We start from the raw sequence: 20,246 nt of genomic DNA, 5'->3' as shown, positions 1-20,246 counted from the left end.
TTTTGTTACGTTGCGCGACGCATCTCCGCGACGAAATCATAGTGATCGCTGTGGCAATACGAATGGGTCAACTCCATCGCCTCGCCCGATTCCAGATAAGCAATCCGGGTAATGTACAGCACCGCCTGCCCTTCGGGCACGCCCAGCTGCTTGGCCAGCTCGGCCGATGCGTTCATCGCGCGGATGTGCTGCAAGGCGCGCGCCGGCGCCTGGCCTATGCTTTCCAGATACTGGTACAGCGAGGCGCCGACCGCGTTCGGGTCGTTGAGCACGGTCTGCGGCAGCACCGACACCTCATACGCCATCACCACATCGTCGGCCAGGCGCAAACGCTCCAGCCGCGCCACCTTGGAATACGGCGACAGGCCCAGGCTCAGCTGCTCTTCCGGCGTCGGCGTCACCACCGCGCGCTTGAGCCAGCGCGAACCGGGGATGTGGCCGCGCTGCTGCAACTGCTCGGAAAAACTGGTCAGGTTGGACAGCGGCTGCTCGATGCGCGGCGCAATATAATTGCCCGATCCGCGACGGCGCACCACCAATCCCTGGTCCACCAGCTGGTCGATCGCCTTGCGCGCAGTCACCCGCGAGACGTTCAACAGCTCCGACAGGGTGCGCTCCGACGGCAGCGCCTGGTCCACCTGGTAGCGGCCGTTATGTACATCATCGCTCAATTTACGGGCAATTTGCATGTACAGCGGCGTACTGTCGTTGGCATCCGCCTTGAATTCAAAACTGGTCTGGCTCATTCAAATCTCCTCACGCCTCTAGTGTAATAGCGTTACACGAAACATGTACGCATCGGGACGCTGAAAGTCACAATATTTATATCCATAGCATAACGGCAAGCCCGGCGGAATGCGGCTATTTGGCGGATAATGCTGGATTGTTACATCAGCCCGACCGTCCCCACATGTCCAAGAAGTCCACCGCAACCGCGGCCTGCCCCTGCGGCGGTCCCTCTCTCGCAAGCTGCTGCGGCCCGTATATCGACGGCCTCGCCATCCCGCCCAGCGCAGAAGCGTTGATGCGTTCGCGCTATACCGCCTATGTGCAGCGCAACGAGCCCTACCTGATGGCAACCTGGCACGCCAGCACCCGTCCGGCCGAGCCGATTATGAGCAAGGAAGAAAAATTGCAGTGGCTGGGACTTGAGGTAAAATCTGCTTTACGTTTACGTCAACGTAAAGCAGAAGACGCCGACCTGACCAAGGATACGGTGGAGTTTGTCGCCCGGTTCAAGACCAATGGCCGGGCGCAGCGTCTGCACGAGATCAGTAATTTTGTGCGCGAACCGGCCGAAGGCGGGCTGCGCTGGTTTTACGTTGACGGTAGTTTTCCAGAATAAATCACTATGACGCGTTTTTGAGACCACGCGCACAAAGGAAAAGCAATGCCGCAGATCGAAAGCAAACTCAATCCCCGCAGCGAGGATTTCAAAGCCAACGCAGCCGCCATGCAGGCCGTCGTCGATGACCTGCGCGACAAGGTCGCCAAGATCGCCCTCGGCGGCGGCGAAGCGGCATCGGCCAAGCACGTCGCCCGTGGCAAACTGCTGCCGCGCGACCGCGTACAGATGCTGCTCGATCCCGGCACGCCCTTCCTCGAACTGTCGCAGATGGCGGCCTACGGCATGTACCAGGACGCCAACGGCGTCGACGCCGCACCGGCCGCCGGCATCATCACCGGCATCGGCCGCGTGGCCGGCCAGGAATGCGTGATCGTCTGTAACGACGCCACAGTCAAAGGCGGCACCTACTACCCGATCACCGTCAAGAAGCACCTGCGCGCGCAGGAGATCGCCGACCAGAACAACCTGCCGTGCATCTATCTGGTCGACTCGGGCGGCGCCAACCTGCCCAACCAGGACGACGTCTTCCCGGACCGCGACCACTTCGGCCGCATCTTCTACAACCAGGCCAACCTGTCGGCCAAGGGCATTCCGCAGATCGCCGTGGTGATGGGTTCTTGCACCGCCGGCGGCGCCTATGTGCCGGCGATGAGCGACGAATCGATCATCGTCAAGGAACAGGGCACCATCTTCCTGGGCGGTCCGCCGCTGGTGAAAGCCGCCACCGGCGAAGTCGTCACCGCTGAAGACCTGGGCGGCGGGGATGTCCACACCCGCCTGTCCGGCGTGGCCGACCACCTGGCGCAGAACGACCTGCACGCGCTGTCGCTGGCGCGCACCATCGTCTCGAATTTGAACCGCACCAAGCCCCAGCAGGGCGCGTTGCGCGAGGCGTCGGAACCGAAGTACGCCACCGAAGAACTGTACGGCGTGATTCCGGTCGACACCCGCAAGCCCTTCGATGTGCGCGAAGTGATCGCCCGCATCGTCGACGGCAGCGAGTTCGATGAATTCAAGGCGCGCTACGGCACCACGCTGATCTGCGGCTTCGCCCACATCTTCGGCATGAAGGTCGGCATCATCGCCAACAACGGCATCCTGTTCTCCGAGTCCGCACTGAAGGGCGCGCACTTCATCGAGCTGTGCGCGCAGCGCAAGATCCCGCTGGTGTTCCTGCAAAATATCACCGGCTTCATGGTCGGCCGCAAATACGAAAACGAAGGCATCGCCCGCAACGGCGCCAAGATGGTGACGGCTGTCGCCACCGCCGCCGTGCCCAAGTTCACCGTCATCATCGGCGGCAGCTTCGGCGCCGGCAACTACGGCATGTGCGGCCGCGCCTTCTCGCCGCGCTTCATGTGGATGTGGCCTAACGCCCGCATCTCCGTCATGGGCGGCGACCAGGCCGCGTCGGTGCTGGCCACCGTCAAGCGCGACGGCATCGAAGGCAAGGGCGGCTCGTGGACGGCGGAAGAAGAAGCCGCGTTCAAGCAGCCGATCAAGGATCAATACGAACACCAGGGCCACCCGTACTACGCCACCGCGCGCCTGTGGGACGACGGCGTGATCGACCCGGCCGACACGCGCATGGTGCTGGGCCTGGGCCTGTCCGCCGCACTGAACGCGGAAATCCCGGACACCACGTTCGGCGTCTTCAGGATGTAAGCAGAAGATGACCATGCAGACCCGATACCGACAAGGACTGGCCACGCTGCCGCTCGCAGCGGCATGCGCTGCGGCGCACGCCGGTCCTTTGCCGGTGGTCGATGCGCGCATGGGCGAGCAGGTCGTCGCGATCCCCGCCAAAATAGGCGGTGCCGACATCACGCTGCAAACCACCATCTACAAGCCGCCGGGCGACGGCCCGTTCCCGGTGCTGTTCATGAACCACGGTAAAAACGGCGGGGACGCGCACCAGCAGCCGCGCGCGCGCTACCCGGTCATCAGCCGCGAATTCGTCAAGCGCGGCTACGCGGTCGTGATCCCGATGCGGCAGGGCTTTGCCGGTTCGGGCGGCACCTACGTCAACTCCCACTGCCAGGCCAAGCTTAACGGCGAGGACCAAGCCTCATCGCTGTACTTCGCGATGGCCTACGCGATGAAGCAGCCGTGGGCCGACCAGCAGCACGTCATCATCGCCGGCCAGTCGCACGGCGGCCTGACGGCCATTGCAGCAGGTAGCCACAACATCAGCGGCGTGCAGGGCGTCATCAACTTCGCCGGTGGCGTCAACAGCCGCTCGCACTGCAACTGGCAGGCCGCGCTGGTGGACGCCTTCAAAGCCTACGGCGCGGTCAGCACCACGCCGAGCATCTGGTTCTACGGCGCCAACGACCAGCACTTCGGCCCCAAACTGGCGGCCGAGATGTACGCGGCCTACACCGGCGCAGGCGGCAAGGCGCAGCTGGTGGCCTACGGACCGTTCAAGCGCGACGCCCACAGCATGAGCTCCAGCCCGGACGGCGTCGCCATCTGGCTGCCCGAGACTACGCGCTTCCTGCAAGGCGTGGGCATGCCGACCGAAATCAAATACACCATCAAGGAATCGAGATGAGCTTAGAGATGAGCTTTACCACGCTGACCATCAGCCGCGAAGGCAAGGTCGCCACCGTCACGCTGAACCGCCCGGACGTGCGCAACGCCTTCAACGAAGAGACCATCGCCGAGATCACGCGCGCCTTCGGCGAGCTGGGTACGGAAGAAGACCTGCGCGCCATCGTACTGGCCGCCAACGGCCCGGCCTTCTGCGCCGGCGCCGACTTGAACTGGATGAAAAAAATGGCGGGCTACACGCACGCCGAAAACCATGCCGACGCTCTGCAACTGGCGGAGATGCTGCGCACGATCTACCTGTGTCCCAAGCCAGTGGTGGCCAAGGTGCAGGGCGATTGCTACGCAGGCGGCATGGGCCTGGTGGCCGCATGCGACATCATCGTCGCGGTCGACCAGGCCAATTTCTGCCTGAGCGAAGTGAAGCTGGGATTGATCCCCGCGACTATTTCGCCGTATGTGATCAAGGCCATGGGCGAGAACGCGTCGCGCCGCTACTTCCTCACCGCCGAGCGTTTCGGCGCGCAGGAAGCGCTGCGCATCGGCTTCGCGCACGAAGTGGTGGCCGCCGACGCGCTCGACGCCAAGGTGGCGGAGATCGTCAAGGCGCTGGTCAACAACAGCCCGAACGCCGTGAAGCAAGCCAAGACGCTGGTGCGCGACGTGGTCGGGCAAACCGTCAACGATGCGCTGCTGGCCGACACCGCCGAGCGCATCGCCCATATCCGCGCCTCGGAACAGGGCCGCGAAGGCGTGGCCTCGTTCCTGGAGAAGCGCAAGCCGTCATGGCTGGTTTAGTTACCCCGTCATCCTCGCGTACGCGGGGATCCATGCTGAGCGTCTTATGTGCCGCCGTATGGATTCCCGCCTGCGCGGGAATGACGGCGAGATTGGAGTAGTTTTGGAATTGAATAAACAAAGCGACTGGGTCGCACGCAGCCTGCGCAGCGTATGGCATCCGTGCACCCAGATGCAGCACCACGCGCAGTTGGACAACCCTGTGCCCCTGATTCCGGTCAAGAGCGGCAAGGGCGCGTGGCTGTACGACCATGAAGGCCGCCGCTACCTGGATGCGATCAGCTCCTGGTGGGTGAACCTGTTCGGCCACGCCAACCCGCGCATCAACGCCGCGCTGAAGGAGCAGCTGGACACGCTGGAACACGCGATGCTGGCCGGCTTCACGCACGAACCGGTGATTGAACTATCCGAAAAACTGTCGGCGCTGACCGGCCATGTGCTCGGCCACAGCTTCTACGCCAGCGACGGTGCATCGGCGGTGGAAATCGCGCTGAAAATGAGCTTCCACTCCTGGCGCAACAACGGCAAGAGCGGCAAGCAGGAATTCGTCTGCCTCAAAGGCAGCTACCACGGCGAAACCATAGGCGCATTGGCCGTCACCGACGTCGCCCTGTTCAAGGACGCCTACGGCCCGCTGCTGCGCGCCTCGCAAACGGTGATGTCGCCGGACGCCCGCAAAGCCAATGCGGCTGAAGGCGAAACCGCCGAAGACATGGCCCGCAAAGCCGCCGCCGATGTCGAACGCCTGTTCATCGAACGCGCCGACAAGATCGCCGCCATCATCATCGAACCGCTGGTGCAATGCGCCACCGGCATGGCGATGCACGACCCGCTGTACCTGAAGCTCGTGCGCGAACTGTGCAACCGCCACTCGGTCCACCTGATCCTCGACGAAATCGCCGTCGGCTGCGGCCGCACCGGCACCTTCTTCGCCTGCGAACAGGCCGACGTGTGGCCGGACTTCCTGTGCCTGTCCAAGGGCATCAGCGGCGGCTACCTGCCGCTGTCGCTGGTGATGACGCGCAACGAGATCTATGAAGCCTTCTACAGCAGCGACGTCACGCGTGGCTTCCTGCACTCGCACTCGTACACCGGCAACCCGCTGGCCTGCCGCGCCGCACTGGCGACGCTGCAAATCTTCGAGGAAGACGATGTGCTGGCCGCCAACCGCATCAAGGCCGCACGCCTGACCGCAGCGCTGCAACCGCTGGCGCAGCACAAGCAAGTGCGCAACTTCCGCCAGCGCGGCATGATCTGGGCCTTCGACGCCATCGACGCCACGCCGGACTTCTCGCGCCGCTTCTTCGCCACGGCCGTGGAGCATGAACTGCTGATGCGCCCCATCGGCTCCACCGTCTACATGATGCCGCCGTATATCCTCAACGACGAGGAAATCGACGGCCTCGCCGCCAACACGCTGGCCGTGTTCGACAAAGTGATGGCGGGCTGACCATGGACATGCTCAATCGCCTCAGCCAGCAGCTGCAAACGCTGGAAGAACAGGACTTGATACGCACCCGCCGCACCGTCGACACGCCCTGCGGCCCACGCGTATCGGTGGACGGCCGCGAACTGCTGGCCTTCTGCACCAACGACTACCTCGGCCTGGCCAACCACCGCAAGATCAAGCTCGCGCTGCAGGAAGGCGCGGCGATGTACGGCGTCGGCAGCGGCGCCTCGCACCTGATCAGCGGCCATGGCCGCGCCCACTCCATGCTGGAAGAGCGGCTGGTGGAATTCGTCGGCGCACATCTGGTATCGCCGCGCGCGCTCACCTTTTGCACCGGCTACATGGCCAACCTCGCCATCGTCACCGGCCTCACCGCCGGCGACCGCGATGCCGACATCTTCTCCGAATCGCTGAACCACGCCTCGCTGATCGACGGCGCCCGCCTGTCGCGCGCCAACGTCCAGGTCTACCCGCACGCCGACCTGGAAGCGCTGGCGCAGATGCTGGCCGCGTCCAAGTCCGCTACCAAGCTGGTAGTGACGGACAGCGTCTTCAGCATGGATGGCGACCTGGCGCCGCTGCCGCAGTTGCTGGCCTTGTGCGAACAACACGGCGCCTGGCTGGTGGTGGACGACGCCCACGGCTTCGGCACGCTGGGCGACAACGGCCACGGCGCGCTGGAACACTTCAATCTGCGTTCGCCCAACCTGGTCTATATGGGCACGCTGGGCAAGGCGGCCGGTGTCAGCGGCGCTTTCGTCGCCGCGCACGAGACGGTGATCGAAACGCTGATCCAGAAAGCACGTCCCTACATCTTCACCACCGCCACGCCGCCGGCACTGGCGCACGCGCTGCTGACCAGCCTTGAGCTGCTGGAAGGCGACGAAGGCCGCGCGCGGCGCGCACAGCTGCAAGCTTTGGTGGCACAATTGGACGATGGCCTGCGCCTGAAGCGCTGGCAGCGCCTGCCCTCGATGACTGCGATCCAGCCCATCCTGATCGGCGATAATGCCGAAACCATGCGCGCCGGCGCGGCCTTGTACGAACAGGGCCTGTGGGTCGGCACCATCCGTCCGCCGACCGTGGCGCCGGGCACCTCGCGCCTGCGCGTGACGCTGTCGGCAGGGCATAGCAGCATGGAAGTCGCAAAGCTGATAGCTGCGATCAATGCATTGGAAAGGACTTGATATGAGTCTCGATGATCCCGTCATCACCGTGGCCGCACCGCAGACGCAGGTGCAGCCAGCGCCCGCCGCCACCGGCATCCCGCCGCGTTTCAGCTGCTTCGTCACCGGCACCGACACCGAGATCGGCAAGACACTGATCTCATCGGCGATGCTGTACGCGCTGGTGCAGGCCGGCGTGCGCGCCTGCGGCATGAAGCCGGTGGCCGCCGGCGCCGAACTGCGCGACGGCGCATGGCACAACGACGACTGCGACCAGTTGGCCGCCGCCGGCAATGTCCACCTGCTGCAATCGATCACCACGCCGTTCCTGCTGAAGGAACCGGCCGCGCCGCACATCGCCGCCGCGCTGGAAGGCATCACCATTTCGCCGGTGCCGATTCTGGCGGCCTACGTCGAAATCAACGCCGCCTCCGACGCCACCGTGGTCGAAGGCGTGGGCGGCTTCCGCGTGCCGCTGAACGACGACTTCGACACCGCCGACCTGGCCGAACAGCTCGACCTGCCGGTGGTGCTGGTGGTCGGCCTGCGGCTGGGCTGCATCAGCCACGCGCTGCTGACGGTGGAAGCAATCGAAGCGCGCGGCCTGCGCCTGGCCGGCTGGGTCGCCAACGAAACGCAGGCCGACATGGCCTTCGCCGACGAAAACGTCGCCGCGTTGGAACAGCGCATCAGCGCACCGCTGCTGGGCCGCGTGCCGCGCCTGGCCGAACCCGGCGCACGCGCCGCCGCCGAATATATCGACTTTACGCAGCTGCCCAACTGGCCAGCTCAGAACAAACTTTGAACGAAGAAGGAATCACGATGTCCCTGAACACCCTGCAAGAACCGAAAACCGTAGCGCTGCACCGTCCAACGGCCGCCATCACCTTGCCGCCCGCCGCGACGTGGCCGCTGGACGACGTGATGGCCTTGTTCGACCTGCCGTTCAATGACCTGATGTTCCGCGCACAGGAAACCCACCGCGCCAACTTCCCCGACGGTGACGTTGAACTGGCCACGCTGCTGTCGATCAAGACCGGCGGTTGCGAGGAAGACTGCGGCTACTGCCCGCAAGCGGCGCGCTACGACACCGGCGTCGAAGCCAAGAAGATCCTCGACATCGACACCGTGCTGGATGCGGCCAAGCAGGCCAAGGACAACGGCGCGACCCGCTTCTGCATGGGCGCAGCATGGCGCAGCCCGAAAGACCGCGACATGGACAAGGTCGAAGAGATGGTGCGCGAAGTGAAGGCGCTGGGCCTGGAGACTTGCGCCACGCTGGGCATGCTGGAAGAAAAACAGGCCGAGCGCCTGAAGGCCGCAGGCCTCGATTACTACAACCACAACCTGGACACCGCGCCTGAGTTCTACGACAACGTGATCTCGACCCGTGAATACCAGGACCGCCTGGACACGCTGGGCCGCATCCGCGAAGCTGGCCTGAAGGTCTGCTGCGGCGGCATCGTCGGCATGGGCGAATCGCGCCTGCAACGCGCAGGGTTGATCGCGCAGCTGGCCAATCTGAATCCGTATCCTGAATCGGTGCCGGTCAACCATCTGGTGCAGGTGGAAGGCACGCCGCTGTACGGCATGGACCCGCTGGACCCGTTCGAATTCGTACGCACCATCGCCGTTGCGCGCATCACGATGCCGAAGGCGCGCGTGCGTTTGTCGGCGGGCCGTCGCCAGATGGGCGAAGCGGTGCAAGCCATGTGCTTCCTGGCCGGCGCCAATTCGATCTTCTACGGCGACAAGCTGCTGACCACCGATAACCCGGAAGCGGAAGACGACCGCACGCTGCTGGCAAAACTGGGCCTGAAAACCCGCGGTGCCGTGCTGGACTCGGCACCGAAGGAGAAGTGCGGCTGCTAATGCGTCACTCCCGCGAAAGCGGGAGTCCATGCTGAGTATGGATTCCCGCCTGCGCGGGAATGACGGTTTCACGGTTAACTAAAGAAAAAAACTTCCAGCCACAAGCTGCAAAGAGAGAGACCATGTTCACAAAAATACTGATCGCCAACCGTGGTGAAATCGCCTGCCGTGTGGCCGCTACCGCGCGCCGCATGGGCATCAAGACCGTCGCCGTGTACTCGGAGGCGGACGCCAATGCCAAGCACGTCGCGGTGTGCGATGAAGCGGTCCTGATCGGCCCCGCCGCCGCCAAGGAAAGCTATCTGCGCGGCGAGAAGATCATCGCCGTCGCCAAGGCCACCGGCGCGCAAGCGATCCATCCCGGCTATGGCTTCCTGTCCGAGAACGCCGAATTCGCCGACGCCTGCGCCGAAGCGGGCCTGGTGTTCATTGGTCCTCCTGCATCGGCGATGCGCGCGATGGGCTCCAAGTCCGCCGCCAAGCAGCTGATGGAAAAGGCTAACGTGCCGCTGGTGCCCGGCTACCACGGCGAACAGCAGGACGCCGACTTCCTGCACGCGCAGGCCGACAAGATCGGCTACCCGGTACTGCTGAAGGCTTCGGCCGGCGGCGGCGGCAAGGGCATGCGCGTGATCGAGAACTCGGCGCAGTTCAAGGACGCGCTGGCATCGTGCAAGCGCGAGGCGATCAGTTCCTTCGGCGACGACAAGGTGCTGGCGGAGAAATACCTCCAGCGTCCGCGCCACATTGAAATCCAGGTGTTTGCCGATACCCTCGGCAACTGTATCTACCTGTTCGAGCGCGATTGCTCGGTACAGCGCCGCCACCAGAAGGTGCTGGAAGAAGCACCCGCACCGAACATGCCGGCCGAACGCCGCGCAGCCATGGGCGACGCTGCCGTCGCCGCCGCCAAGGCCGTCGGTTACGTGGGCGCCGGCACGGTGGAGTTCATCGCCAACCAGGACGGTTCGTTCTACTTCATGGAGATGAACACCCGCCTGCAAGTCGAACACCCTGTCACCGAAATGATCACCGGGACCGACCTGGTGGAATGGCAGCTGCGCGTGGCCGCAGGCGAGCCGCTGCCCAAGCAGCAGCACGAGCTGGCCATCAACGGCCACTCGATCGAAGCCCGCATCTACGCGGAGAACCCGGAGAAGGGCTTCCTGCCGTCGATCGGCACGCTGCGCCACATGGAGACGCCCGGCGCGGTCTCCTTCGAACTGGGTGGCGCCGTCAACCTGCCGGCGGGCGTGCGTATCGATTCCGGCGTGCGCGCCGGCGACGCCATCTCGCCGTTCTACGATCCGATGATCGCAAAGCTGATCGTCTGGGGCGCGGACCGCAAGCAGGCCTTGGCCCGCATGGCGCAGGCGCTGTCGCAGTACCAGATCGTCGGCCTGGCCACCAACATCGCCTTCCTGAAACGCCTGGTCGAAGGCCAGGCCTTCTCGACGGCCGACCTGGACACGGGCCTGATCGAACGCAATCACGACGCGCTGTTCCCGGCCGCCCACGCGGCGCCGGATGCTGCGCTGGCGCTGGCCGCCGTGTCGCTGATCGAATCCGAGAAGGACCGCTCGGCCGCGCAATCCGGCGCCAACGCCGCCGACCCGTGGGGCCAGGCGCTGGGCTGGCGCATGAACCATCCGTATCTGCGCACGCTGTCCTTCGGCGACGAGTTCGCGGCGGAGCAGCCGTACAAGGTCAACATCAGCTACCGCGCCGCCGACTGGCTGTTCAGCGTCGGCGCCGCGCAGCCGCAGGTATTGAGCCTGATGTCGCAAGATGGCAATGACTTGAGCATCAAGCTGGGCGAGCAGGCCGTGCACGGCACCGTGCGCCGCGATGGCGACGTGCTGCACGTATTCACCAACGGCGCGCACTACCCGCTGTCCTACAACGATCCGATGGCACACGCCGGCGAGACCGAGGCCGAAGGCGGACGCCTGACCGCGCCGATGCCGGGCAAGGTAGTGGCCGTGCTGGCCGCCAAAGGCCAGGAAGTGAAGAAGGGCGACGCGCTGGTCATCATGGAAGCAATGAAGATGGAGCACACCATCGCCGCGCCGCACGACGGTGTGATCGACGACATCCTGTACAGCGTGGGCGACCAGGTCGCCGACGGTGCACCGCTGCTGGCGTTCAAGACGGCGTAAGGAGGACATCATGCGTATTCTGCTACATCGAGCGGACGGCAAGACCGAGCCGTGGATCAAGGACTTCGCCAAGTACCTGCCGGAGGCCGAAGTCGAAATCTGGCATGCGGGTGAAAAAAACCGCGCCTGCGACTACGCCGTCGTGTGGTCGCCGCCGGAGGCCATGCTGCCGGAACTGGCGCAGGTAAAGGCGATCTTCGTCACCGGCGCCGGCGTCGACGCGCTGCTCAAGTTTAACGACGCGCTGCCGTCGCACATCCCCATCATCCGCCTGGAAGATGCCGGCATGGCGCTGCAGATGGCGGAATACGTGACGCACTCGGTGCTGCGCTACTTCCGCCGCCTGGACGAATACGAAGTCCAGGCGCGCGCCGGGCAATGGCTGCCGCTGCCGCAGCATCCGAAGGAAGACTTCGCGGTCGGCGTGCTGGGCATGGGCGTGCTGGGCACGCGCGTGCTGGAGGCGCTGGCGCCGTTCGGCTTCCCGCTGCGCGGCTGGAGCCGCACAGAAAAGAGCATGGCGGGCGTGCAGTGCTTCCATGGCGCCGACGGCTTGGACACCTTCCTGCGCGGCAGCCGCGTGCTGGTCTGCATGCTGCCGCTGACACAGGACACCAACAACCTGATCAACCGCACCAATATGAGCAAGCTGCCGCAAGGCTCGTACCTGATCAACGTGGCGCGCGGCGCACATGTGGCCGAGCCGGACCTGCTGGCGCTGATCAAGTCGGGCCACATCGCCGCCGCCACGCTGGACGTGTTCCGCAACGAGCCCTTGCCGGCGCAGCATCCGTTCTGGCAGGAGCCGCGCATCACGATCACGCCGCACATCTCGGCGCTGACCCTGCGCCGCGAGAGCGTGCAGCAGATCGCCGAAAAAATCCGCAAGACTGCACAGGGCGAAACCGTCGCCGGCGTGGTCGACCGCAACCGAGGATATTGATATGAACAGTTTGCCGAAACAGGTAAAGATCGTCGAAGTCGGCCCGCGCGACGGCCTGCAAAATGAAAAAGAGAGCGTTCCCGCCGAAGTGAAGATCGAGCTGGTGAACCGCCTGACCAGCGCCGGTTTCCAGAACATCGAAGCGGCGTCCTTCGTGTCGCCGAAATGGGTGCCGCAGATGGCGACCAGCAAAGAGGTGATGGCCGCGATTGCGCGCAAGCCGGGCGTGATCTACTCCGCGCTGACGCCGAACATGCAGGGCTTCGAAGCGGCGCTGGCCGCGCAAGCCGATGAAGTGGTGATCTTCGGTTCGGCCTCGGAGGCGTTCTCGCAGAAGAACATCAACTGCTCGATCGCCGAATCGATCGCGCGCTTTGAAGGCGTGGCGAAAGCGGCCAAGGATAACGGCCTGCGCCTGCGCGGCAGCATCAGCTGCTCGTTCGGCTGCCCGTACCAGGGCGAAGTGCCGCTGGAGGCGGTGGCCGACGTGGTGGGCCGCATGCGCGACCTGGGCTGCGACGAGATCGACATCGCCGACACCATCGGCGTGGCCACGCCGCGCAAGACGCAGGCGGTGATGGAGACGGCGATCCGCGCTTTCCGCATCGACGGTTTGTCCGGCCACTTCCACGACACGTATGGACAGGCGCTGGCCAACATCTACGCCAGCCTGGAGCTGGGCATCGCGATTTATCACTCGTCGGTGTCGGGCCTGGGCGGTTGCCCGTACGCCAAGGGCGCCACCGGCAACGTGGCCACCGAGGACGTGCTGTACATGATGCAGGGGCTGGGAATTGAAACCGGCATCGACCTCGATATCGTGGTCGACGCCGGCCAGTTCATCTCGCAGTTCCTGGGCCGCAAAGGCGCCAGCCGCGCCGGCAACGCCATCGCCGCCAAGCGCGCGGGCTGACCTCATTCGCGGACCAGTTTGTCCGCGACGTACATGCGGTACTGCCTGATGCGCCCGGTGACGGTGTCGGGCCCCTGGCGCGGCGTGTAGCGCACGCCCGCCACTTCCACTTGCTGCCCCAGGTCGATGATCAGCTGATGCGGATGGCCGGCCGCCGCGCCCGAAAACGCGGTGTGCCAGTGATCCGACGCCTGGCCGTTGATGGCGTTGAGCGCCGAACCGTCTTCCTTCTTCAACTCCTCGCTGCTGGCATAGGCGATCGTCCACGACTGCTGGTTGATCGTCTTGCCGTCCTTGCCCAACAACGAAATCTCCGCCACCGCAGCGTACTGCTTGCCATCGAAAGCGTTCAACGACTCCAGGCAGAACTGGCGGCCCTTCACCGGCGCGGCGAACAGCACATCCTGCGTCGCGCCACCGGCGGCGAATTCGCCCGTGTGCGCCGGTGCGACGCCTTCCAGCGCCGGCTTGACCGTGCTGGCGGGACGCGCCAGATCCAGCTCGGGATTGAGCTGGTCGAGTATCGGCTCGGTCAGTCCGGCGATGCGCGCGCTTCGCGGGCCGGTCAGGTCCAGCACCACGATTTCGTTGCGGCCCTTGTTGATCCATGGGCCGGGCAGATACATGGTCTGCGTCGGCCCGATGCTCCAGTAGCGCCCGAGGCAGCGGCCATTGATCCACACGATGCCCTGTCCCCAGCTGGACATGTCGAGGAAGGTGTCGGCCTGCTTGCCCGCCTCGAAGCCGCCGCGCCAGAAGGCCGGACCCTTGGCCCGCCCGCGCTTGAAGGCCAGCGGCGGCAGCGTGCCGTCGGCGTCGAAGTCGATGGCGCGTATCTCCCAGTTCTCCAACGCCTGCGCCGCACCGCCCTTGGCCGTGAACGTCACAGGACCGTGCAGGCCCTTACGGTCGTGCACCTCCACGCCGAAATTCACGCGGGCGATGGTGTACAGCAGGATCTCCACCGTCACCGCCTTGCTGCGCGCCGGAACCGCAACCGAGAAGCGCCGATGGCGCGTATCCATCGTGCCCACTTGCTTGCCGTCGATGTAGACCCAGGCCAGATCGCGCACCTTGGCGGCTGCCAGCAAGCCCGCCGGCCCGGCCGGCAGCTGCACGCGATAGGCCACCAGGCCGCGGCTAATGTCGTACTGTTCGATCGGCGCCGGCGTCCGTGCCTTGATCGTGCGCGGCGGCAGATTGGCCAGCACCGGCGCCGATTCGCTCAGCGCGAACGCGTCGATGCGCATGACCGGATTGCGCGCCGGCGGCTCGGGCAGCACTTCGCCCGCCGCCAGGAACGGCCGCATGCCTTCGCGGTAGGCGTTGAACTTTGCGCCCACCCATCCCGCCTCGCTGATCGGCGCGTCGTAATCGTAGCTGGTGGTGTCCGGCCGGAAGGGACGGTCGCAGCCGCCCCACAGGCCGAAGGTGGTGCCGCCGTGGGCCATGTAAAGGCTAAACGAACCATTCGCCTTGAGCATGGCCTGGATGTCGACAACGGCGCTCGTGTTGTCGCCACGGCGGTGCGGATTGCCCCAGGTGTCGAACCAGCCCGAGTAGTATTCGCCGCACATCAACGGCGCCTGCTGCACCGCCGCCAGCGCCTTGAAGCCGCCGGCCGGATCGCTGCCGAAGTTAGCCACCGTCAGCATGCCGGGCAAGTGGGTCTTCGCCACCGCGTTGGTCGGGTTGCACTGGAATAGCGGCACGTCGAAGCGCGCGTCGAGCAAGGCCTGGCGCATCGTGCGCATGTACTCCAGGTCTTCGCCGAAGAAACCGTACTCGTTTTCCACCTGCACCATCAGGATAGGACCGCCCTGCGTGACCTGCATCGGCCCGAGCACCCGGCCCACTTCGCGCAGGTAGCGCCGCGCCGGATCGACGAAGGCCGGATCGCGTGTGCGCAGGAAGGCGTCGCCCGGGTGCTTGTTGAGCAGCCACCATGGCAGGCCGCCCATCTCCCACTCGGCGCAGGCATATGGCCCGGGGCGCAGGATCACCCACAGCCCCTCCTGCTGCGCCAGGCGGCAGAACTCGACGGCGTCGCGCTGGCCGCTCCAGTCGAACTTCCCTTCGCGCCATTCGTGGTAATTCCAGAACAGGTAGGCGCATACCGTATTCAGGCCCATGGCCTTGATGGCCTTCAGGCGGTGCGGCCAGTACTCGCGCGGCACGCGGGCGAAGTGCATCTCGCCGCAGCGTATCTGCAGCGGTTTGCCGTCCAACAGAAAATCATGCGAGCCGACTGCGAAGCGCGGCGACGCTCCGACCTGGGCGACGGCTTGCAGCGGCAGCAGGGCGGCAGCGGCGCCTTGCAGCAGGCGGCGGCGGGGCAGGTTCGCACGCATCATTTAGAACGCCACCCGCAGGCCAACGTTGGCGCGGCGGCCGACATCTTCGAGGGTAAGGAACTGCGTTTCGTTGTTGGCATATTCGCGCATCCGTGCGTTGTTCAGGTTAATAAAGTCCGCGTACAGGGCCATCTTCGGCGTGATGTTGTAGCGCAGGCTGGCGTCGCTCTGGCCGTAGGCTGCGCGGGTGCGCGGCAGGGTGCTGCCGCCGCCGCAGTCGACGGAGAAGTGGTTACGCCAGTTGTAGCTCACCCGCGCCATGAACTTGTCATTCTCGTAGAACACCGAGCCGTTGTACGACTGCGGCGACAAGCCGGGATAGCCGCAGGCAGGCGCTCCGCTGTCGGAATCGCGGGTCGCGCTGGCATCCACGTAGGTGTAGTTGGCGGCGACGCCGAATCCCTTCAGCCAGGAGATGCCGTTGTCGAAGGCATACTGGCCCGCCAGTTCCACGCCCTTGATCTTGCCTTGCTGGCCGTTGCGCACGCGGGTGTCGTGCACCACTTCAGTGTACTGCGGGATTTTCATATCCACCATCTTGGTCTCCAGGAAGTTGGAGACGTCCTTGCGGAAGACGGCGAGGCTGACGTAGTTGGTCTTCGACAGATACCATTCATACGACAGGTCGTAGTTCTTCGACTGCATAGGCTTCAGGTAGGGATTGCCGCCGCCGGTCTGCACATCGCCATAACGGCCGCCGTAGGAATTGCTGACGCCCATCTGGTTCAAGGTAGGACGGGTCTCGGTCTTCGATGCGGCCAAACGCAGCAGCATGTCGGACGTCAGGTCGAACTTCAGATTGGCCGATGGCAGGAAGCTGTTGTAGCTGTTGGTGACGGTGTTGACGGCGGTCGGCCCCCAGTTCAGGATGTAGGTCGTATCGTTGGGGCTCTTCGTCGCCGACAGCAGCACGCGGCTGATGCCGGTCGACGCCGAGTTCACATGCACCACGCGCATACCGGCATTGGCCGACCAGCCAGCGCCTTCCCATTTGGAGTCGAGGAAGAAGCTCGATACTTTTTCCTTCACGCCCCACATATCCGGCTTGGTGTAGTCGATCGCCATCGGGCCGTTCGGGTACTTGGTCTTGTCCAGGTACAGGGCCGGGTCGTTGGACTGCGCCAGCAGGGAAGGCTGGTTCAGGTAGTTCATGTACTCATACGGATTGAAGCGGAGATAGGCGCTTGGAATCTGTGCGCCATTGCCCATGAAGTTATCCATCGGCGTCACGGTGAACAGCGACGATGGCAGGGCAACGTGGTAGCCGCTGAAGGCATTCCAGGCGTCGTTATTCCACTGGGTCCGCTCGACGTTGCGCTGCGAGTAGGCCACGCCGCTATCGATGCCCTTGAAATAGCCCATCTCGTGATTCCAGGCCAGGCTGAAACGTCCTTCCTGCAGATCGTCGAGATTGCGGATGTCGCCATACGATACGGCGTGCGCGCGCACCGCGGTCGGATCGGCGATGCCGTCGCCGAACACCAGGCCGGGGGTGGCGCCGAAGGTCAGCGTGTCGCCATTCTTGGGCACCATGCCGGCCACGATCCACATATTCGGCGACTTGGAAGTGGTGCGCGAGCTGGAGATATCGCCTTCCAGTTTCAACTCCGGCGCCACGGCCCATTTTGAGTTCAGGCCGAACGCCTGCGTGGTGGACAGGCGATCGCCGCCCTTGACGATCATGTCGTTCGAATTGGCTTCGCCCAGCAGCTTGCCGCTGCCGGCCAGCGCCGGGTTATTGGCGTAAAAGATCGAACCGGGCCGCAGGAAGCTGGTGACTTGGTTGTTGGAGTCATACTTGACGCCGAGCTGTTGGGGATTGTTCCAATCGGAGAACGCGATCACGTCATTCTTTTGATCGAGGCGCGAGTACAGCGCGTCCGCCGTCAGTTTCCAGGTCGGCGACGGGTTGTATTGCACCGTCAGATTGCCGACCAGGCGCTTGCGGCTTTCGTTCTCCTGCTGGAAGCCGTAGCTCTGCGGCATGTAAAGCTTTTTGGTGGTCACGTCGGCCATCGTCAACCCTTTGGAGTTGAGGTCGCCGTTGATCATGGACACATCGCGGTAGTTCCAGGCGTCGTTGACGGCCTTGTTCTGCTTGGAAGCGCGGTCGGTGTAGGACAGCGATCCGGTCACGCCCAGGGTCCGGTTTTCATTGGCGAACGAGTACATGCCGCTGATGTTGGGCGTGTTCTTCTTGGAGTTGGTATCGTAGGAGTCCGAGACATTGACCACCGAGCTGTGGCCCAGTTTTCCCGACAGCGGCCGCGCGGTCTGGATATCCACCGTCGAGCCGATGCCGCCCTCCGGCAGGAAGGCCTGGGAAGTCTTGTAGACCAGCGCCTTCGAGATCAGGTCGGAGGACAGCAGGTCGAAGGAGAATTCGCGGCCGCCGGTGTCGCTGGTCATGGTGCGGCCGTTGACCAGCACATTGTTGAACTCCGGCCCCAGGCCGCGCACCGAGATATAGCGTCCTTCGCCGTTGTTGCGCTGGATTTGCACGCCGGTGACGCGCTGCAGCGATTCGGCGATATTCGTGTCCGGGAACTTGCCGGCGTCTTCGGCCGACACCGCGTCCACCACGCCGTCCTGTATGCGCTTGGTGGTCAGCGACGAGGACAGCGAGGCGCGGATGCCGCTGACGACGACGGTCGCCCCGGTATCGATAGGCTTGGCTTCGCTGGACGTTTGCGCATAGGCGCCGCTCATCATCAGCATTTCGGCAATCACGGCGGCGATGGCCGTTCTACGCAAAGCAGGTTGATTCGTTTTCATTGTGTCTCCGTATTTTTGATTTTTGGACGGACGTACGCCTGCCTGCCCGGGACGGCGCTAAGCTCTAATGTTGCGGGAACAGGCGATCGCCGCTGGGGCGAACTAACAGGAGCTGCTGCGCTCCGGGCCGGACATGGCCGCTTGCTGTGGGGACGTGGCCAGTTGCGAAGTCATGGCGCACACGCTGGCCGTGGGCCAGTTGAACGTAGTCTGTTGCATGGTATCTCCATAGTTTTTATTGCGCGTTTTACACCGCGCTGAAAACCATGGTACGCAAGAAGTGGATGGCCAACCAATTGCGTATTCAACTGGAACTATGATCAATTCGTATAGCTCGTTGCTTAGCCGGGCGGCTGGATGAACTCGAATTCCAGCAAGGCGTCGTCCGGCCAGTCCTGGTCGTGGACCGGCGCCAGGTACACTTTGCCGCCGTCTTCCAGCAGGCTGGCCGGCAGCTGGGTGCGGCGGCCGTTCAGGCTGAGGTACATCGCGGCGATGGGACGCGGGGCGATATTGTCGACCTTGATCCGTGCCGTCACGCAGGGCTGGCCAGCCGCGTTGAGCATCTTGCGGAACAGATAGGGCAGCTCGTATTGCTCAACCGCCCAGCGCACCGCGCACTCCAGCCGCAGGTCGCCCAGGCGGCGCGCATTCTGCGGCACGCCGGGCGTGTGCACGTCCGGACGCCAGCGGAAGGTGCCTGGTCTGCGGTTGAGCATCAGCTCGGCATCCTCCTTGAGGGCCGCCTCGCTGCGCGGCACGGCGAAGGTGCCATCGTCCGCGACCGCCAGCGGAATGCTCATGTCATCGCCGGCGACGCGCAGCTTGATGTCCTTGAGCGAGGCGCCGGCCGCCTTGGGCAGCAGCACGAAGCGCAGCGACGCGGCGGGCGCCATGCTGTGCTGCTGGTCGAAGACGTCCAGTCCGGCGTTGAAGGCGCGGTAGGTTTTCCAGTCCGGGTCTTTGCTGGTGCTGACGACTACCGCCGCAGGACCATCCTCGGCGCACGCGGGATTCATCAGCAGCCCTTGCAACAGCAGCCAGCCGGCCAGCGGCACGCATCGCATGATCATGCGCGGCGGAAGACGTTGCGCAGGCAGTACAGGGCGGCGGCCGTGATCAGCAGCAGCGGGATCAGGGAGCCTTCGACGCCGAATACGCCGCCGGTCAGCAGCGTATTGCCCACCAACTCGCCGCGCAGCAGGCCGTCCGTGGCGGCGTGGCCGGAGACGGTCGCCGAGAACACGGTGCTGACGCAGTAGTTCCAGGCCACGTGCGAGCCGATGCAAACCCACAGGCGGCGCGTCTTCATGTAGAGCGCGGCCTGCAGCACGCCGTAGACGGTGATCACGCCGACCGCGAGGAAGGACACGCCTTCGTTCGGCAAGTGGCCCAGGCCGAACACCAGCGACGAGATCACGATGGCGGCCTTGCTGCCCAGCGAACGTTCGGTGACGCCGAAGATCACGCCGCGGAACATCGCCTCCTCGGCCAGGCCGACCAGCGCCAGCTCGGCCAGCGGCACCAGCATCATGACGCTGAAGGGATTGATGCCGTCGAAGCGGTAGACGCCCAGCGCGCCCAGCAGCGCAAAGGTCAGCGCCACCAGTCCGCCGCCGAGCAGCAGGCCGGCGCCCAGTTCGCGCGCCATGCCGGACGTGGCCAGCTCGGTCGGCTGCCGCTTTTCGACGCGGCGCAGGTAGAAGCGATAGCCGAACCACACCAGCACCGCCGCCAGCAGCTGCGGCCAGACGATGCGGTAGGGCTTGGCTACCAGTTGCGAGGCGACGATCATCGTCAGCGGCACGGCGGCAAAGGTCAGCACGAGGCCGAGCACGATGCGGATCAGCGGATGGGCCATCAGGCGCGATGCCAGGGAGGGTTTGGTGCTTGCCATGCTCAGCGTGTTTTCCATCGT

16 protein-coding genes are annotated in these 20,246 nt (G+C 64.6%); 11 read left to right on the top strand and 5 right to left on the bottom strand.

What is annotated here, in order from left to right; translation table 11 throughout:
- Positions 1-5: 5 nt before the first annotated feature.
- Positions 6-746: a GntR family transcriptional regulator gene (locus tag GEV01_RS24580; RefSeq protein WP_008443158.1), complete on the bottom strand. Its 741-nt coding sequence runs from the start codon at positions 744-746 to the stop codon at positions 6-8.
- Positions 747-910: 164 nt separating this feature from the next.
- Here GEV01_RS24580 and GEV01_RS24575 point away from each other — a divergent pair, with 164 nt between their 5' ends.
- The 11 genes from GEV01_RS24575 to GEV01_RS24525 all read left to right on the top strand — a co-directional run bounded on the left by GEV01_RS24575 (position 911) and on the right by GEV01_RS24525 (position 13,199).
- Positions 911-1,345, top strand: a complete 435-nt coding sequence (locus GEV01_RS24575; protein WP_152808095.1) for a YchJ family protein — start codon at positions 911-913, stop codon at positions 1,343-1,345.
- A gap of 45 nt (positions 1,346-1,390) precedes the next feature.
- Complete coding sequence (locus GEV01_RS24570; RefSeq protein ID WP_152808093.1) at positions 1,391-3,013, top strand: carboxyl transferase domain-containing protein; 1,623 nt, start codon at positions 1,391-1,393, stop codon at positions 3,011-3,013.
- Between the two features lie 13 nt (positions 3,014-3,026).
- On the top strand, positions 3,027-3,902 hold the full coding sequence (locus GEV01_RS24565; protein WP_235914559.1) for a dienelactone hydrolase family protein: 876 nt from the start codon (positions 3,027-3,029) through the stop codon (positions 3,900-3,902).
- A gap of 8 nt (positions 3,903-3,910) precedes the next feature.
- Positions 3,911-4,696 (top strand): enoyl-CoA hydratase/isomerase family protein, encoded by a 786-nt coding sequence (locus tag GEV01_RS24560; protein WP_152808336.1) that lies wholly within the window; start codon positions 3,911-3,913, stop codon positions 4,694-4,696.
- A 103-nt stretch (positions 4,697-4,799) separates the two neighbouring features.
- Positions 4,800-6,146: an adenosylmethionine--8-amino-7-oxononanoate transaminase gene (bioA, locus tag GEV01_RS24555; protein ID WP_152808088.1), complete on the top strand. Its 1,347-nt coding sequence runs from the start codon at positions 4,800-4,802 to the stop codon at positions 6,144-6,146.
- A 2-nt stretch (positions 6,147-6,148) separates the two neighbouring features.
- Positions 6,149-7,333, top strand: coding sequence for an 8-amino-7-oxononanoate synthase (gene bioF, locus GEV01_RS24550; RefSeq protein WP_152808086.1), 1,185 nt, complete (start codon positions 6,149-6,151; stop codon positions 7,331-7,333).
- Between the two features lies 1 nt (position 7,334).
- On the top strand, positions 7,335-8,117 hold the full coding sequence (gene bioD, locus GEV01_RS24545; protein WP_152808084.1) for a dethiobiotin synthase: 783 nt from the start codon (positions 7,335-7,337) through the stop codon (positions 8,115-8,117).
- A 17-nt stretch (positions 8,118-8,134) separates the two neighbouring features.
- On the top strand, positions 8,135-9,184 hold the full coding sequence (gene bioB, locus GEV01_RS24540; RefSeq protein ID WP_152808082.1) for a biotin synthase BioB: 1,050 nt from the start codon (positions 8,135-8,137) through the stop codon (positions 9,182-9,184).
- 122 nt (positions 9,185-9,306) lie between these two features.
- Complete coding sequence (locus GEV01_RS31555; protein WP_152808080.1) at positions 9,307-11,343, top strand: acetyl/propionyl/methylcrotonyl-CoA carboxylase subunit alpha; 2,037 nt, start codon at positions 9,307-9,309, stop codon at positions 11,341-11,343.
- Between the two features lie 10 nt (positions 11,344-11,353).
- The gene (locus GEV01_RS24530; RefSeq protein WP_152808078.1) at positions 11,354-12,286 is read left to right on the top strand and encodes a 2-hydroxyacid dehydrogenase; all 933 of its coding nucleotides are present in this window, start codon (positions 11,354-11,356) and stop codon (positions 12,284-12,286) included.
- Position 12,287: 1 nt separating this feature from the next.
- A complete protein-coding gene (locus GEV01_RS24525) occupies positions 12,288-13,199 on the top strand; it encodes a hydroxymethylglutaryl-CoA lyase (RefSeq protein WP_152808076.1) in 912 nt (303 codons plus the stop codon).
- A 2-nt stretch (positions 13,200-13,201) separates the two neighbouring features.
- Here GEV01_RS24525 and GEV01_RS24520 read toward each other — a convergent pair whose 3' ends face one another.
- The 4 genes from GEV01_RS24520 to GEV01_RS24505 form a co-directional block, all read right to left on the bottom strand.
- Positions 13,202-15,553 carry a beta-galactosidase gene (locus GEV01_RS24520; protein WP_152808074.1) on the bottom strand — a complete coding sequence of 784 codons (2,352 nt, stop codon included), beginning with the start codon at positions 15,551-15,553 and terminating at the stop codon, positions 13,202-13,204.
- Positions 15,554-18,328 (bottom strand): TonB-dependent receptor, encoded by a 2,775-nt coding sequence (locus GEV01_RS24515; protein ID WP_152808072.1) that lies wholly within the window; start codon positions 18,326-18,328, stop codon positions 15,554-15,556. It lies immediately after the preceding gene.
- A 341-nt stretch (positions 18,329-18,669) separates the two neighbouring features.
- Entirely contained in the window at positions 18,670-19,401 is a 732-nt protein-coding gene (locus GEV01_RS24510) for a hypothetical protein (protein ID WP_152808070.1), read from the bottom strand.
- Entirely contained in the window at positions 19,398-20,243 is an 846-nt protein-coding gene (locus tag GEV01_RS24505) for a CPBP family intramembrane glutamic endopeptidase (RefSeq protein WP_152808068.1), read from the bottom strand. The genes GEV01_RS24510 and GEV01_RS24505 overlap by 4 nt, the downstream gene beginning before the upstream one ends.
- Positions 20,244-20,246 lie beyond the last annotated feature (3 nt).

The organism is Rugamonas rivuli, from assembly GCF_009380165.1.
Taxonomy (GTDB): domain Bacteria; phylum Pseudomonadota; class Gammaproteobacteria; order Burkholderiales; family Burkholderiaceae_D; genus Rugamonas; species Rugamonas rivuli.
The sequence above is the reverse complement of the archived record's forward strand: the minus strand, read 5'-3'. Positions and strand labels throughout refer to the sequence as shown.

Bases quoted from the DNA above. Each gene is read 5' to 3' on its own strand.
- bioF (WP_152808086.1), top strand. From the start codon at position 6,149: ATGGACATGCTCAATCGCCTCAGCCAGCAGCTGCAAACGCTGGAAGAA.
- GEV01_RS24580 (WP_008443158.1), bottom strand. From the start codon at position 746: ATGAGCCAGACCAGTTTTGAATTCAAGGCGGATGCCAACGACAGTACG.
- GEV01_RS24515 (WP_152808072.1), bottom strand. From the start codon at position 18,328: ATGAAAACGAATCAACCTGCTTTGCGTAGAACGGCCATCGCCGCCGTG.
- GEV01_RS24560 (WP_152808336.1), top strand. From the start codon at position 3,911: ATGAGCTTTACCACGCTGACCATCAGCCGCGAAGGCAAGGTCGCCACC.
- bioD (WP_152808084.1), top strand. From the start codon at position 7,335: ATGAGTCTCGATGATCCCGTCATCACCGTGGCCGCACCGCAGACGCAG.
- GEV01_RS24575 (WP_152808095.1), top strand. From the start codon at position 911: ATGTCCAAGAAGTCCACCGCAACCGCGGCCTGCCCCTGCGGCGGTCCC.
- GEV01_RS24525 (WP_152808076.1), top strand. From the start codon at position 12,288: ATGAACAGTTTGCCGAAACAGGTAAAGATCGTCGAAGTCGGCCCGCGC.
- GEV01_RS24530 (WP_152808078.1), top strand. From the start codon at position 11,354: ATGCGTATTCTGCTACATCGAGCGGACGGCAAGACCGAGCCGTGGATC.
- GEV01_RS31555 (WP_152808080.1), top strand. From the start codon at position 9,307: ATGTTCACAAAAATACTGATCGCCAACCGTGGTGAAATCGCCTGCCGT.
- GEV01_RS24505 (WP_152808068.1), bottom strand. From the start codon at position 20,243: ATGGAAAACACGCTGAGCATGGCAAGCACCAAACCCTCCCTGGCATCG.
- GEV01_RS24520 (WP_152808074.1), bottom strand. From the start codon at position 15,553: ATGATGCGTGCGAACCTGCCCCGCCGCCGCCTGCTGCAAGGCGCCGCT.
- GEV01_RS24570 (WP_152808093.1), top strand. From the start codon at position 1,391: ATGCCGCAGATCGAAAGCAAACTCAATCCCCGCAGCGAGGATTTCAAA.
- GEV01_RS24565 (WP_235914559.1), top strand. From the start codon at position 3,027: ATGCAGACCCGATACCGACAAGGACTGGCCACGCTGCCGCTCGCAGCG.
- bioB (WP_152808082.1), top strand. From the start codon at position 8,135: ATGTCCCTGAACACCCTGCAAGAACCGAAAACCGTAGCGCTGCACCGT.
- GEV01_RS24510 (WP_152808070.1), bottom strand. From the start codon at position 19,401: ATGATCATGCGATGCGTGCCGCTGGCCGGCTGGCTGCTGTTGCAAGGG.